Genomic DNA, 14,588 nt, shown 5'->3' on the forward strand with positions numbered 1-14,588 from the left:
CTTGACGGGCCTCCCTCACCGCGGGCGGTGGTGGCGACGCGGCTGCATGGCACCCGGCGGCCGAAGACATCATCTTTGCCTCGTTCACCAAGCCCGACATCCGCTTCCGGTCCTCGGTGGACAACGACATCGAGATCGTCGGCCCTCGACGCCCGCCACAGGGCTCTCTCTCAACGCGGCACGCACCTGCACACTGCGATGTCAACGGCGTCGGAAACCGAAGGTGAGCACTGCATATCGTGAACAAGCAGGCCGGCTGGCCGGCTTCCTCCTCGGCGGATGAGGCGATCTTGCGGGCTCAGTACAGCACCGACAGGTCCCCGGGCCGCACCCGTACGGTGACCGGGAGGGCGGCCTCCACCTCGCCGTCGGCGCCGTAGGGCACGGGCCGGCCGGCCTCGATGCGCAGCTCCCGGCCGCGCAGGACGCGCACTTGGGGGCGGCGGACGTGAGCGCCGGTCTTCAGCTCGTTCATCAGCGTGAAGAAGAGCCTGCGCGGGGCCTCGCGGATCAGCACCACGTCCAGCAGCCCGTCGTCGACGCGCGCGTCGGGCGCGATGAGCCGGCCGGAGCCGTAGTAGGGGGAGTTGGCCGCGACGACGGTGTAGCCGCGGTGGAGGTGTTCCTCGCCGTCGACGGTGACCCGGTAGTCGGCCTGCCGCCACGTGGTGACGGCGCGCAGACCGCCCGCGTAGTAGGAGGCGGCGCCGCGCAGCAGGCGGGCGTTGTTGGCGTAGCGGTTGGCCTGCGCGTCGACGCCGGCGTACACGCTGCCCAGGACCACCGTGCGCGGGTGGACGGCCGACTCCACCTCGATGGTGTCGACCGGCCGGGGCTCGGCGTGCAGCAGGATCTGTGCGAGGGCTTCCGGCTCGGTGGGCAGGTGAAGCGCGCGGGCGAAGTCGTTGCCGCGTCCGGCGGGTACGAGGCCCAGCACGGTCCCGGTGCCGCTGAGCGCGCCGCCGATGCCGCCCGTGATGCCGTCGCCGCCCACGGCCAGGACGATCCGGCCGCGTTCACCGGCCTCGCGGGCGGTGTCCTGGGCGTGGGCGAGGTTGCGGCTGTACACGGTCTCCAGCTCGGCGCCGGCCGCGCGCAGCAGCCGTGCCAGTTGGAGCAGGGTCGCCGCCCCGGTGGAGCCGCCCGCGGTGGGGTTGATGACGGCGGTGTACTGGCGCATCGGTGGGCCTCCGAGGCAGGCGGTCGGATCGGGTGGGTCAGTCGGTGGGCAGCAGGATGCCGGGGTTGAGCAGCCCCTCGGGGTCCAGTCGGCGCTTGACGGCGCGCAGGGCGGAGACGCCGAGGGTGCCGGCCTCGCGGACGTACCAGTCGCGGTGGTCGGTGCCGACCCCGTGGTGGTGGGAGATGGTGCCGCCGGCCGCGAGCACGGCCTCGTTGGCGGCGTGCTTGGCGGGCGTCCAGTGGGCCACCGGGTCCTCGCCCTGGGCGCTGACGACGGTGAAGTACAGGGAGGCGCCGTTCTCGTACACGTGGGAGATGTGGCACATCACCAGCGGCGGGGTGCCGGCCTGGGTGAGGGTGTCGGTCAGGGCGGTGCGGACGGCGGTGTACAGGTCGGGGACGCGGGACCAGAAGGCCGCGGTCTCCAGTGTCTCGGCGAAGGCGCCGACGTCGAGCAGGGCGTCGCGCAGGTACGGCGCGGAGTAGCGGCCGTGCGCCCAGCGTTCGCCCGGCTCGGCGCCGGCCGGGGTGCCGCCGCAGTCCGCCAGGACGGCGGCCGCCCGCTCGCGGCGGTACGCGGTGTCCTCGGCCGTCCCCTCGTACCCGGTGATCGCCAAGCAGCCAGCGCCGCCCGTGGTCAGGCTGGCGCCGATGGCGTCGGGCTGGGCCAGGCCGATGAGCGTCTCGGTCTCGTCGGACAGGCGCAGCACGGTCGGCCGGGGTCCGTCCTGGGCGAGCCGGCGCAGTGCGGCGGCTCCCTCCTCGAAGGAGCCGAACCGCCAGCCCTCGTACACCCGGACCTCGGGCAGCGGGCGGATCCGTACGGTGACGGAGGTGATGACGCCGAAGGCGCCCTCGGAGCCGAGGATCAGCTGGCGCAGGTCGGGTCCGGCGGCGGAGCGGGGGGCGCGGCCGGTCTCGATCGTGCCCTCGGGGGTGGCGAGGGTCAGCGCGAGCACCATCTCGTCGAAGCGGCCGTAGCCGGCGGACGCCTGCCCGCTGGAGCGGGCCGCCGCGAAGCCGCCGATGGTGGCCCATTCGAAGGACTGCGGGAAGTGGCCGAGGGTGAAGCCCTCTGCGGCGAGCAGGGCTTCGGCCTCGGGAGCGCGCAGGCCGGGCTGGAGGACCGCGGTGCGGGAGACCGGGTCGAGGTCGAGCAGGCCGTTCATCCGGCGCAGGTCCAGGGCGACGAACGCGCTGCGCTGCGGGGCCAGTCCGCCCACCACCGAGGTGCCGCCGCCGAAGGGCACGACGGCGAGGCCGTGCGCGGCACAGGCGCGCAGGACGTCGAGGACCTCGTCGTGGCTGGCGGGCAGGGCGACCGCCTGCGGGACGTCGCTGACGTCGCCGGCACGCAGGCGTAGCAGGTCGGGGGTGGATTTGCCGCGGGTGTGACGGACCCGGCTCTGCGCGTCCGTGCGCACGTGCTCGTCGCCGACCGCCGCGGCGAGGGCGCGCAGGGCGGCGGGGGCTGCCGTGGGGGCGGGCGGGCGGATGTCCTCCAGGCCGAGGACGGGGGTGGTGCGCGGCTTGACACCGAGCAGGTCGCGCAGCAGCCCGGTCACCGTCTCGGGCAGCGGTGCCGCCTTGGCCGGGTCGCCCCAGCCGTTCCACAGCATGTCCATTGAACGGTCGTCCTCACAAGTCAGTGTGCTGGTCGGGGGCTCGGTCCGCGGGGAACCTGGGTGCCCGCCTCCGTGCGGCTCGGCTTGCCGTCGGGGCCGTGCCGCTTCGGCCCCGACCCCGAGGCGTTACACTGTTACACATGACGCCTATTCGTCACAACGGTTCGGACGGTGGATCGGACAACGACGCCGTCCTCGACGCGGTCCGCGACTGTGTTCTGGCCGTCGGGGTGCGGCGCACCACGCTCGCCGACGTGGCCCGCCGCGCCGGCGTCTCCCGGATGACGCTGTACCGGCGCTGGCCCGACCTGCGGACCCTGGTGGGCGACCTGATGACGCGGGAGTGGATCGCTGTGGCCACCCGGGCCATACCGGACCCCGCGCCCGGCGCCGGCACCGGCACGCGCACCCGGATCGTGGACGGACTGGTGGCCGGGGTCGAGGCCTTCCGGGCCCACCCGCTCTTCCGCAAGATCATCGACGTCGACCCGGAACTGCTCCTGCCGTACGTCCTCGACCGGCGCGGCGCGAGCCAGGAGGCGCTGCTGGGCCTGCTGGGCGACGCGCTGCGCGAGGGCCAAGCGGACGGCTCGGTACGGCCCGGCCACACCGAACGGCAGGCGCGGGCGCTGCTGTTGACCGTGCAGTCCTTCACCCTGTCCCTGCGCACGATGACCGACGAGGACGACCCGGAGCTGGACTCGGACGCGTTCCTCGGCGAGCTGCGCACCCTTCTGGAGAGGACCCTGACGCCATGAGCCACACCGAGGTCGCGCCCGGCTCGTCCCTGAGCGCACACCGGCGCCGCCGGGAACTGGCCGAGGCCGCGGACGGCCGGACGGCCGACGTCCTGGTCGTCGGGCTCGGCGCCACCGGGGCCGGCGTCGCTCTGGACGCTGCGGCCCGCGGCCTGGACGTCGTCGCGGTGGACGCCCACGACCTTGCCTTCGGCACCTCGCGCTGGAGCTCGAAGCTCATCCACGGGGGGCTGCGCTACTTGGCCTCCGCGCAGTTCGACGTCGCCCACGAGAGCGCGGTCGAACGCGGGGTGCTGATGACCCGGACGGCCCCCCACCTGGTGGCCGCGCAGCCGTTCGTGCTGCCGCTGACCCCGCTGGTGTCCCGGGCCCAGGCCTCGCTGGCCTGGGCCGGGTTGCGGGCCGGGGACATGCTGCGGCTGGCCGCCCGGACCCCGCGCCCGGTGCTGCCCGCGCCGCGCCGACTGTCCGCGACGGAGGCCCGGCACCTGGCGCCCGCGGTCCGCGCGGCCGGCCTGCGCGGCGGACTGCTGTCATGGGACGGCAAGGTGACCGACGACGCCCGGCTGGTGACGGCCCTGGCCCGGACGGCCGCCGCGCACGGCGCCCGAGTGCTGACCCGGGTGCGCGCACTGGAACTGACCGGCACCGGCGCCCGCGTTCGCGACGAACTCACCGGCGAGGAGGGCGAGATCAGGGCCCGTGCCGTGATCAACGCCACCGGGGTGTGGGCGGGCACCCTCGCCGACGGCATCCGCATCCGGCCGTCCCGCGGCACCCACCTGGTCCTGCGCTCGCAGCGGCTCGGAGCCCTGCCGACCGGCCTGCACATCCCGGTCCCCGGCGAGACCAACCGCTTCGTGCTGGTCCTGCCGCAGGGAGACGGCCGGGTGTACGTCGGCCTCACCGACGAGCCGGTCGAGGGCGCGATACCCGACGTGCCGGAGGTGCCCGAGACCGACATCGGCTTCCTGCTGGACGTGTTGGGCTCGGCCCTGGACGTGCCAATCGGCCGGGACGAGGTGGTCGGCGCCTTCGCCGGCCTGCGCCCGCTGCTCGACGCCTCCACCGGCGGCTCCCCCGACCGCACGTCCGACATCTCCCGCCGGCACGCCGTGCTGACCTCGCCCGACGGGGTCACCACCGTGGTCGGCGGCAAGCTCACCACCTATCGGCGGATGGCACAGGACGCCGTGGACGCCGCCGTCACGGCCCGGGACCTGCGCGCCGCGCCCTCCCCCACCGCCGGACTGCCGCTGACCGGTGCCGCCTCCCCCGAACGGCTGCGCGCACTGCCCGTTCCCCACCGCCTGGTCCGCCGCTACGGCACCGAGGCCGTGGGGGTCCACGCCCTCGCCGCCCAGGACCCTGCGCTGGCCGAGCCGGTGCTCCCCGGCCACCCCGTCACCCGCGCCGAACTCCTGTGGGCCGTCCGGCACGAGGGTGCACTGGACGAGTCCGACCTCCTGGACCGCCGCACCCGCATCGGGGTGGTCGAAGAGGACCGCGCGCAGGCGCTCCCCGTGGCCCGCGAGGTCGCTCGAGAAAGCGGCAGCGGTACACCCCTGACCCGCCCGCCCCGCGCAGGAAAATGACGCCATCGACGGAGAGACGGCCGACTCCCGGATCCGCCAGGCCGGCCAAGCGCCCGCACCCCGGCAAATTCTGGAAGCCAGGGCAGACCGCCTGCAGCGGCAACTGACCGACGTGACACTCACACTCAGGGCCACCCAGCAGCAGGGGCAGACGAATCCGAGCGAGCCGCCGACCAACAGCCCGAACTGGCCACCCACTACCGGCACCTACCCGAACACGCCGGCCACACAGCAGCCCGCTTGCACACCCCCGACCCCCAGCCACGAAACCTTGCCCGAAAAGCTCGACCAGCAACCCTGACACACCACACCCAGGGCACCTCAGAGGACCCGACGGACGCGACAACGGCATCCTTCATCCACCCTCATCGGGGACGGCATTGAACGACATGCGCAGGCAGACACCCGACCCGGTCCCCGCCCGCGGCCACCGCCAAGGCGCGGCCACGGGATCAGATACTGCGTGCCGCGGGTGTTCTGCCGGACGATCAGTGCACGGCCGACCCGCTGGAGTTCCTGGTCGCAGTAGACGCCCTCTAATCGCCTCGCCGCATCGGGGCCGAGCGAGTTGCTCACGCCGCAGCGGAAGAGCGGGCGCTGCTGGCAAGCCCCCGCGGTCCAGGCCTGCCAACTCCGCCCTGAGCACATGCAACCGCGACAGCACCGCCTCCCCACAACGACTCAGCCGACGTACGACGACCCCACTGTCACCGCCGCTGACCTGATCGCGCTGGTCGTCTCCACAAGGTCGGACGGCGAGACCTTCGGGCTGTTTCTGCTCTCGTTCGGTGCGCTCGGTCGACTCAGTGCGCTGGGCGCCGTGCGGACACAGTCCATGGAGACCGGCTCGGGAGCCGCGCCCGCGGCGCGCGCCCCCCTCAGGCAGCCCGAGGACTGCTACCGCTGGGGATGCGCTCATGACTCCCGACACCCGGGCCCGATGACTCCGTCGACCATCAGCTCGGAACCGGGTGGACGCAAGCTCCAGCCACCTTGCAGTTCAGGGGAATTCACCGCGCATCACGGCCGAGTTCATGTAAGGCCCCGACAGCCAATGGCAGGTTCACGCCATTCACTGCGTCGACAGAGCGAAGTGCACATGTGACCAGCCTCTTCAGGAAAAGCCCTTCAACCTTTCGGCCAATCCATTCGCCGCAGGTTCCTCCACCACCCCCTCTGCCAAAGATCCCTCCGCCCTACCTTTTACGGCTCAACTACAGGGGATCCATGGTTCACACACAAGCACGAAGACTTGTCATAGCTGTCTTGGCACTGGCTCTGATAACCGTCGGGGGCATCACTCCCTCAACGGCTCTTGCAGACAGGCCTGTGGCTTCGAAGTCGGCGTCTGCGGCGGGCTCCAGGACGGCAGCCGATCTCCCGAGACCGCCGAAGGCCATGACTCTGGCCGAGCGGCGCAAGCAGGTGAAGCAGGCGCAGGACCACCTGTCCCCCATGCGGGGCTTCCTGCATGCCCCCTCCCGGAAACCCTCAAGGAAACCGCACCCCCGGCCGACAAAGCGACCGAAGAGCGGTCCGGCCTCCCAGAACGCGTTGAGCGGCGCCACCACGAGCGCTGCTGCGTCGGCGTCGGATCCGGCTTGGGTGTCGGCGACCGCGTCGGCCTACCCGGGATACCTGTCCATCGGCGGGCATTTGCAGTTCGGCTCCGGCACGGCCGCCTCGTACTCCGGAATGTGGCTGTACGTCCTGGACTCGGCGGGCAACTTCGTCATCCAGCAGGAGATCAAGATGTCCACGGGGGATCCGTCGGGCCGGTTCCTGGAGACGGGGGCCTGGTGCTACGGCTGGTGGCCGGCCAACTCCTACCCTGCGGACCAGTGCTTCTGGTGGGCGTCGAACAAGCTCGGCGGTGCGCTGCAGGACGGCAAGAAGTACTACGCCTGGATCTTCATGGAAGGGACCGACGGCAGCGCCAGCCCGAACGGGACCACGTCTCCGCTGGTGGAGGCGTTCTACACGCCGGACATTCCTGGCGCCCAGGCGGGCATCTGCACCTGCTACGCGCAGGCGCACCGCGCCGACCCGGTCAACACCGCGACCGGTGTGTTCTTCGAGCAGCTGACGGACGCGAAGCTGGTCGGACCTGGCATCCCGTTGTCTCTGGAGCGCAGTTACCGCTCGGACTCGGCCACGACCGGTCTGCTGGGGCGTGGTTGGTCCACGCCCTTCGACTCGAATTTGGCGATTGCATCCGGCAAGATCACCTACCAGGCGGACGACGGGGCGAAGTTCGTCTTCACACAGGCAAGTGACGGCACGTACACCGCGCCGGCCGGTTCGACGGCGAAGTTGGCCAAGAGCGGCAGCACCTACACCCTGACCACCCTGGACCACACCAAGCGGACGTTCGACAGCGCAGGTCACCTCACCTCGATGGTCGACGGCACCGGACAGGGCCTGAGCCTCACGTACTCCTCCGGCAAGCCCACCTCGGTGAAGGACGCCGCCGGACGCACCACCGACTTCACTCTGGATGCCGCCGGCCTGCTCTCCAAGGTGAGCCTGCCGGATGGGACGTCGGTGTCGTACGGCTACGACGGCGGCCTGCTGACCTCGGTCACCGACCCGGCGGGCAAGACCTCGTCCTACGCCTACGGGACGGACAAGCGGCTGTCCTCCTACACGGATCCGGCCGGCGGCAAGGTCGTGAACACCTACGACACCAACGGGCGGATCAAGACCCAGACCGACCAGAACAACAAGACCACCACCTTCACCTGGGACGGCAGCCGCGAGTCGCACACCACCGCCGCCGACGGTGGCATCTGGACCGACGTCTACGCCGGCAACGTGCTGATGGAGAGCATCGACCCGTACGGCAAGAGCATCTCCTACGACTACGACCGCTACCTGCACCCCGTCGACATCACCGACCAGCGCGGCAACACGACGACAATGACGTACGACAGCGCCGGGAACATGCTCACCCGCAGCGCACCCTCGTCGCTGGGCTACTCCGAGAGCTGGACCTACGACAGCGCGGGCAACGTCACCAGCCACACCGACGGCCGCGGCAACAAGACGCTGTACACGTACAACACCAGCAACCAGCTGAGCACCACCACCGACCCGCTGAGCGGCAAGACCGTCTATACCTACACCGCCCTCGGCGCGCTGGAGAGCGTCACCACACCGCGCGGCAAGAAGACGGTCTACGGCTACGACACGGCCGGCAACCGGACTTCGGTGACCACTGCGCTGGGTGAGAAGACCACCTTCACCTACGACGGCGCAGGCCGCATCCTCACCAAGACCGACCCGCGCGGCAACGTCTCGGGCGCCGATCCGGCCGCGTACACCACGAAATACGCCTACGACGGCCGCGGCCTGCTCAGTTCCGCCACGGATCCGCTGGGCCGCACCACCGTCTATGGCTACAACGGCGCCGAACAGCTCACGTCGATCAAGGACCCCGCGGGCAACACCACCCGCTACGTCTACGACGACGCCGGCAACCTCACCAAGACCACCGACGCCTCCGGCCAGTCGGTCACCCGCACCTTCGACGCCCACGGCAACGTCACCTCCGAGACCGACCCACTGGGCGACAAGACGACACACACCTACGACAAGGTCGGCAGGCTGCTGAGCACGGTCTCGCCACGCGGCAACGTCTCGGGCGCCAGTGCGGCGGCGTACACGACGAGTTACGCCTACGACGCGGCAGGCAACCGGACGAAGGCCACCGGGCCCACCGGTGCGTCCGTGAGCACCGAGTACGACGACGTCAACCGCCCGGTAAAGGTCACCGACCCCCTCGGCAACGCCACCACCTACACCTACGACGCGGTCGACAACGTCACCAAGGTCACCGACGCCCTCGGCAAGAGCGTCAGCTCCGTCTACGACAAGAACAACCGCCTGAGCACCACGACCAACCAGCTCACCAAGACGACTACCTACGCCTACGACGCCGACGGCAACCTGCTCCGCCGCACCACCCCGCTGGGCAACAAGGAGAGCTGGACCTACGACGGCGACGGCCGCCAGGCCACGGCCGTGGATCCGCGTGGAAACGCCACCGGCGCCGACCCCGCGCAGTACACGACGACCAACGGCTACGACCCGGCGGGCAACCTCACCACGGTCACCGACCCGCTCGGCGGCGTGACGACCACGGCCTACGACGCGGTGGGCAACGTCATCAAGCGCACCGACGCCGACAAGCGATCCACCGGCTTCGGCTACGACAAACTCGACCAGCTCACCACGGTGACCGCCCCCGACGGCGGCCAGACCTCCTACACCTACGACGCGGCCGGCAACGTCCTCACCCGCACCGACGCCAACACCCACGTCACCACCTACGGCTACGACACCGCCCGCCACCTCACCACGGTCACCGACCCGCTGAACCGCGTCACGTCCTACGACTACGACGCCGACGGCAACCTGGCCAAGAAGACCACGCCGCGCGGTTCGACCTCCTACACGTACGACCCCCGTTCGCTGCTCACGTCGATCGACTACTCGGACTCCACCCCCGACGTGTCCTACGGCTACAACGCCGCCGGGCAGATGACCTCACGGGCGAACTCCAAGATCTCCGAGGACTTCGGCTACGACGACGTCGGCAACCTCACGAAGACCCGGGGCTTCTCCTACACCTACGACGCCGCCGGGCAGATGCTCACCCGCAAGTACGCCGATGGCGCCACCATCTCGTACGCCTACGACAACGACGGCCGCACGTCCTCGACGACCGCCGACAACGTCACCACCACCTACACCTGGGACGCGGCCGGCAACCTGACCCGCTCCACCCTGCCCAACACCGAGACCGAGGATCGCGCCTACGACCGCGCCGGCCGGCTGACGGCGGTCACCTCCGCCAAGTCCGGCACCACGGTCACCAAGACCGCGCTCACCCTCTCCGCGGCCGGGCTGCCCACCCACGTCGACACCACCCGGGCCAGTGTCGGCACCGGCGGCTACGACCTCACCTACGACGCAGCGGGCCGCCTCACCTCAGGCTGCGCCCCGCAGCCCTGGGTCACCGGCTGCGCCTCCGGTCGTATCACCTCCTACACCTATGACAAAGTCGGCAACCGCCTGACGTCCACGCTGGGTACCGCGTCCACCAGTTACAGCTACGACGACGCCGACCAGCTCACTTCGACGACCACCGGCACCGCGACCACCGCCTACGACTACGACGGCGAAGGCAACCAGACCAAGGCGGGCGCCGACATCTACACCTACGACCTGGCCGGACAGATCTCCGCCGCCACGGTCGCCGGCAGCGCCTACACCTTTGACCACGACGCGAGCGGCAACCAGGTCACCGCCGCCAAGGACGGCACCGTCACCAGCCGCACCCAGTGGGACCCCAACGCCCCGCTGCCGATCCTGGCCACCGAGTACGACAGCGCCTGGACAGTCAAGCAGTCCTACCGCTACGACCCCCTCGGCCAGCCGACAGCGACCAAGAACGCCGCGGGCGCGCTCTTCTACTACCACCACGACACCCAGGGCTCCCCGGTCGACGTCACGGGCAGCACCGGCACCCTCTACCAGCGCTGGGCCTACGACCCCTACGGCACTCGCGCCCTGAACACGGTCACCAGCGGCGCCCCCACAAGCACCCCGTCGTACACGGGCGCCCGCTACGAGACCACCACCGGCAACCTCGATCTGCACGCCCGTCAGTACACCCCGGCGACGGGCCGCTTCAACCGCCCCGACCCAGCAACCCCGGAGCGCAGCAGCCCCTACGTGACGGCGTACGCGTACGCGAACGACACCCCCACCCTCTACACCGACCCCAGCGGCCTGAGCCCCGACGACCCCAACAACGGGCACGTCGACAGCCTCGGCGAAGGCCTGAAAATCTTCGGCGACGGCTTCCTCCAAGGCCTCAAGGCCCCCTTCGAGTTCCTCGGGGACGCCTACGACGCCGCCACCGGCCAGAACGGCGGCGCCGGAGCCTTCGTCGACAAATACCTCCCCGTCCGCCCCGCCTACCGCCTCTACCGCGCCGAATACCTGCTCCGCCAGCAGGGCTGCGACGCCCTCGCCGACCTGTACGCCGAGGCCGCTGACGAACTGACCCAGCAGATCGCCCTCGTGGGAATCGGTGGCCTCACCGGATGGCGGCGAGCAGCCGTATCCCCGGAGGAGGCGGCGTCCTCGATCGGGAACCTGAGATTCGGCGCAGGCGGCGGCGGGACGGTGTACTACTTAAGGGGCAAGCTCTCCTACAAGACACCCATCACGCCGGAACTGACGAAGCTGGTCAACCCCCAGAGTGGAACCCACAACTGCCGTGCTTGCGCCGTCGCAGTCGACCGGCTGCTGGCCGATGGCGCTCCGTCGTCCGCCCCGGGGAGCCTCGGGCGGGGGTCCGAATCGACGATCAGCAATCTCTACGGCGGCAAACCGTTCATCAGCATGAACCTGAGCCAGATCGTGCGCGAAGTCCTGGCCGGTGGAGACGGCGCTCGCGGTATCGTCTGGGGATACGGACCGAAGGCGGGTGATTCACACGTCTTCAACGTGGTGAACGTGAAGGGCGACGTGATCTTCCTTGACGGACAGACTGGGCACGCCAGGCCCAGTGTCTATCAGAACTACGGCTTCCTCAGGACCGACAAGTGATCAGCCTCGAACAAGCAGCGGAACTGGCCCAGAAGTACGTGGATGAGGACCCGCTCAACTCGGATGTGGACCTGATCCCGATCGAAGGGCAGGGGGCCGTGGTCGGTGAGGCCGCCTACTTCGGCTACCAGACCCGTAGCTACCTGGAGACCGGCGACCCGTCCCAGATGGCGATCGGTATCGGCCCCGTGCGCGTCGACCTGGTGACGGGTGAGTGCAGGATGCTCGGCTCCCTCGAAGCCAGGGACCTTGATTTGTTCGAGGTCGACGAGCTCGCCCTGCTCGGTCCCGGCGGCTGGCGGCGTGTCCCGCCGGAGCTACTAGACGCCTGGCGGGCTGCCTTCAACGCGGAACCGGCCCTTGCCGATCTCACAAGGGCCTGCCCGCAGTGTGGTGCGAAGGATCTCCACCGCTGGTACCGGGTGGACGATCCGCTAGACGACACGTTCGAGGGGGTTCGCGCGATCGCCTACGGCTGGCTGACCGAGTGGTGCGCCTCATGCCACCTCTGCCACGAGGACAGAGACACCTTCGTGCCGGAGTTCTGGCGGTCTCCGTACGACGTGCCCGAGGCATACGAGATGAAGTTCGCGCCGCGCTACATAGAAGCCGCTCGCCAGGCAAAACTCAGAGTGGACTCGGCTCGGAACGACTGAGACTGACGATAATGATGCCGTGCTTCCCGCTACTCGAGCGACGGGAAGCACGGCACACCGGCGAGTTGGAACGGGCGGGCTCGGCATCCGGTCGCAAGCGCCATCCCGACCGCAGGGTGTTCCACGGCATCCTGTTCGTGCTGCACACCGGAATCTCCGGGGAGCACCTGCCGACAGGAGCTCGGCGTCGGTTTCGGCACGACGTGCTGGCGCCGCCTGGCCGAGTGGACGGAGGCCGGTGTGTGACCGCGGCTATTCGCGGTTCTCCTCGCGAAGCTGCGGGGCGCGAATGTCCTGGACGCGACGCGTCTTGTGGATGTCCTTCCCCTCGTAGGGTAGAGACCATATGACCATGACTGCAGTGGAAGTTGGGAGTTATGGCGGGCAAAAGACTCAATGCGGCGCGGAGTTCCGTGAGGGGGCTTTGCGGACCATCGCCTTGGCTACGGCCACCTTCGTCTCGAACATGACCTCATCGCCGACGCCGGCTCGGCGACACCGCTCACGGTCACAAGTCCAGGACGCCGGCGGATACAAGCGACGGTCGATCAACGTCCTGCCACGAGCCGTTGCATAGCCGAAGAACACGCCCACCTGGCAGTTGTCCGTCCGGCCGTGCCGGAGTACTGCCGCTGCACCCCAGCCGACCATGTTCCCTTTCTCAGGCGACCAAGCTGCACCTGGCTGTCGAGCAAGGTCAGAAGCCTATGTCAATCGTGGTCACGGCCGGGCGGCGCGGCGACTCGCCGCAGGTCGAGCCCGTGCTGGAAAAGGTCCGCGTGCCTCGCATCGGACCGGCCACGCGTCCGCCCCAGCCGGGTCCGCATGGACAAGACACCCCATGCAGCGATGGGGTCAAGTAGCTGTGGCGAGTGATGGCAGTGCCGGTGGCGCGAAGGCGACCGCTTCGTCGAATTTCTGGCGGGTGGTCAGACAGTGATGGAGCTGGTCGATCAGGCGGTTGAACAGGTGGCGGAGGGCCGCTTGGTAGCGGTCGCCGGCTCCCGCCGGCGGCTGTCGTGTGAGTGAGCCCCGAGTGAAGCGGTGAGTGCGGCGAACGCCCAGTGCCGGCCGGCCGCGGCCAGGCGGCTGTTCTTGCAGCCGTTCCCGGTTGGTGGCGAACGCTTCGAGGATCGCCGAGTAGTCCGTTCGGCTGGTGGGCGTGCCACAACTCGGTGTCCGCGACTGTCAGACCGCTATCCGTGAAGCAGCGCAGGTATTCGTCGAGGCCGCTTCGGTAGCGCTCGAAGCGCTCGCGGTCGGGGAAGACGGGCAGGCGTTTGCAGGCGTAGCCGCCGGTGTCGGTCCGCAGGATCCAATTACGTGTTCTGACCGCGGATGCTGCCCGCACGCTGGGAGCCCGACGACTCCGCCATCACCAACGCGGTCGACCAAGCGGTGCTGACCATGCTCGCCCGATACGGCGCGCCGGGGACCCACGGCACCTGAGACACCAGGCGCCCACGCTTTGCGTAACCACCCGATACCTCCCGCACAGGCAGGCCCTCGACCCCGTCGAGTACACAGTCGCTCACGCAGCGCCGGGGCTCCTTGGAGCTGCCGCCTTCGCGATGGAGGCGCGGCCGATAGCCCGCGGCCCCGCAGTCGAGCGAAGCCAAGGGCCGCGTGCGGGACAGCCCGTAAAGGGTGTTGCACATGGCTCTGGACTGGGCATCTCCGTTGTATGGCCGGGGTGTTGAGGGCTGAGAGCCGCACGGTGGCCGGGCAGGTGCTTCGCATGCCGCTTCCATCTGCGGTCGTGGCGCTTGTAGCGCTGGGAGGCCCGCAGACGACCCATGTCTGATGGTGGCGTCGTGGTACCGCTTGAGGTACACGGCGATCTTCTCGGGCCCGAAGTGGTAGTTCTGCGCAGATAGATGATCTTCCCGACCACTTCGGCGTGGGTCGCGTTCGGGGACGCCTTCGGAGCCTCGGAGCGGGTGCGCAGGCCCTCGGTAGCGGCGCTACCGGTTGTAGTACGCCTGTCGGCTGATCCCGAAGTGCCGGCAGGACATTGCGACGTTCCCGCTGACCTCTTCGACGTGGCGTATGACGGCCAGACGCCGTTTGGCCTCACCGTCACGCGGCAGGGTGGTGGGGGTGGACTTCGGCATGTGGATCTCCGTAGTAATCGGAGACCCAGGTGTCAAC

General features: G+C 69.8%; 8 protein-coding genes and 2 pseudogenes. 5 read left to right on the plus strand and 5 right to left on the minus strand.

Going from position 1 to position 14,588, the window contains the following annotated elements; all coding sequences use genetic code 11:
- Positions 1-298: 298 nt before the first annotated feature.
- Positions 299-1,180, minus strand: a complete 882-nt coding sequence (locus tag ACQF4J_RS00610) for a diacylglycerol kinase family protein (protein ID WP_351801506.1) — start codon at positions 1,178-1,180, stop codon at positions 299-301.
- 37 nt (positions 1,181-1,217) lie between these two features.
- On the minus strand, positions 1,218-2,807 hold the full coding sequence (locus tag ACQF4J_RS00615; protein ID WP_427164151.1) for an FAD-binding oxidoreductase: 1,590 nt from the start codon (positions 2,805-2,807) through the stop codon (positions 1,218-1,220).
- A 140-nt stretch (positions 2,808-2,947) separates the two neighbouring features.
- Between ACQF4J_RS00615 and ACQF4J_RS00620 the strand changes: the two genes are divergently transcribed.
- From ACQF4J_RS00620 to ACQF4J_RS00635, 4 genes are all read left to right on the plus strand, one after another.
- Complete coding sequence (locus tag ACQF4J_RS00620) at positions 2,948-3,565, plus strand: TetR/AcrR family transcriptional regulator (protein WP_427164152.1); 618 nt, start codon at positions 2,948-2,950, stop codon at positions 3,563-3,565.
- A complete protein-coding gene (locus ACQF4J_RS00625) occupies positions 3,562-5,160 on the plus strand; it encodes a glycerol-3-phosphate dehydrogenase/oxidase (protein ID WP_427164154.1) in 1,599 nt (532 codons plus the stop codon). The genes ACQF4J_RS00620 and ACQF4J_RS00625 overlap by 4 nt, the downstream gene beginning before the upstream one ends.
- Positions 5,161-6,558: 1,398 nt before the next feature.
- Positions 6,559-11,781 carry a DUF6531 domain-containing protein gene (locus tag ACQF4J_RS00630; protein ID WP_427164155.1) on the plus strand — a complete coding sequence of 1,741 codons (5,223 nt, stop codon included), beginning with the start codon at positions 6,559-6,561 and terminating at the stop codon, positions 11,779-11,781.
- Complete coding sequence (locus ACQF4J_RS00635; protein ID WP_351581859.1) at positions 11,778-12,437, plus strand: hypothetical protein; 660 nt, start codon at positions 11,778-11,780, stop codon at positions 12,435-12,437. Before ACQF4J_RS00630 ends, ACQF4J_RS00635 begins: the two co-directional genes overlap by 4 nt.
- Before the next feature lie 420 nt (positions 12,438-12,857).
- Here ACQF4J_RS00635 and ACQF4J_RS00640 read toward each other — a convergent pair.
- Positions 12,858-13,108: pseudogene (locus ACQF4J_RS00640) on the minus strand (transposase); the annotation flags it as partial.
- A 26-nt stretch (positions 13,109-13,134) separates the two neighbouring features.
- Positions 13,135-13,788, minus strand: a complete 654-nt coding sequence (locus ACQF4J_RS00645) for a DUF6206 family protein (protein ID WP_427164156.1) — start codon at positions 13,786-13,788, stop codon at positions 13,135-13,137.
- On the opposite strand from ACQF4J_RS00645, the gene ACQF4J_RS00650 reads away from it, so the two are divergent.
- Complete coding sequence (locus ACQF4J_RS00650) at positions 13,776-13,886, plus strand: hypothetical protein (protein WP_427164158.1); 111 nt, start codon at positions 13,776-13,778, stop codon at positions 13,884-13,886. The two genes, ACQF4J_RS00645 and ACQF4J_RS00650, sit on opposite strands and share 13 nt — an antisense overlap.
- Before the next feature lie 256 nt (positions 13,887-14,142).
- On the opposite strand, the pseudogene ACQF4J_RS00655 reads toward ACQF4J_RS00650, so the two are convergent.
- Positions 14,143-14,551, minus strand: a pseudogene (locus tag ACQF4J_RS00655) (IS481 family transposase); the annotation flags it as partial.
- Positions 14,552-14,588: the final 37 nt, after the last annotated feature.

Source organism: Streptomyces sp. C1-1 (assembly GCF_050214755.1).
In the GTDB taxonomy this organism is placed as follows: domain Bacteria; phylum Actinomycetota; class Actinomycetes; order Streptomycetales; family Streptomycetaceae; genus Streptomyces.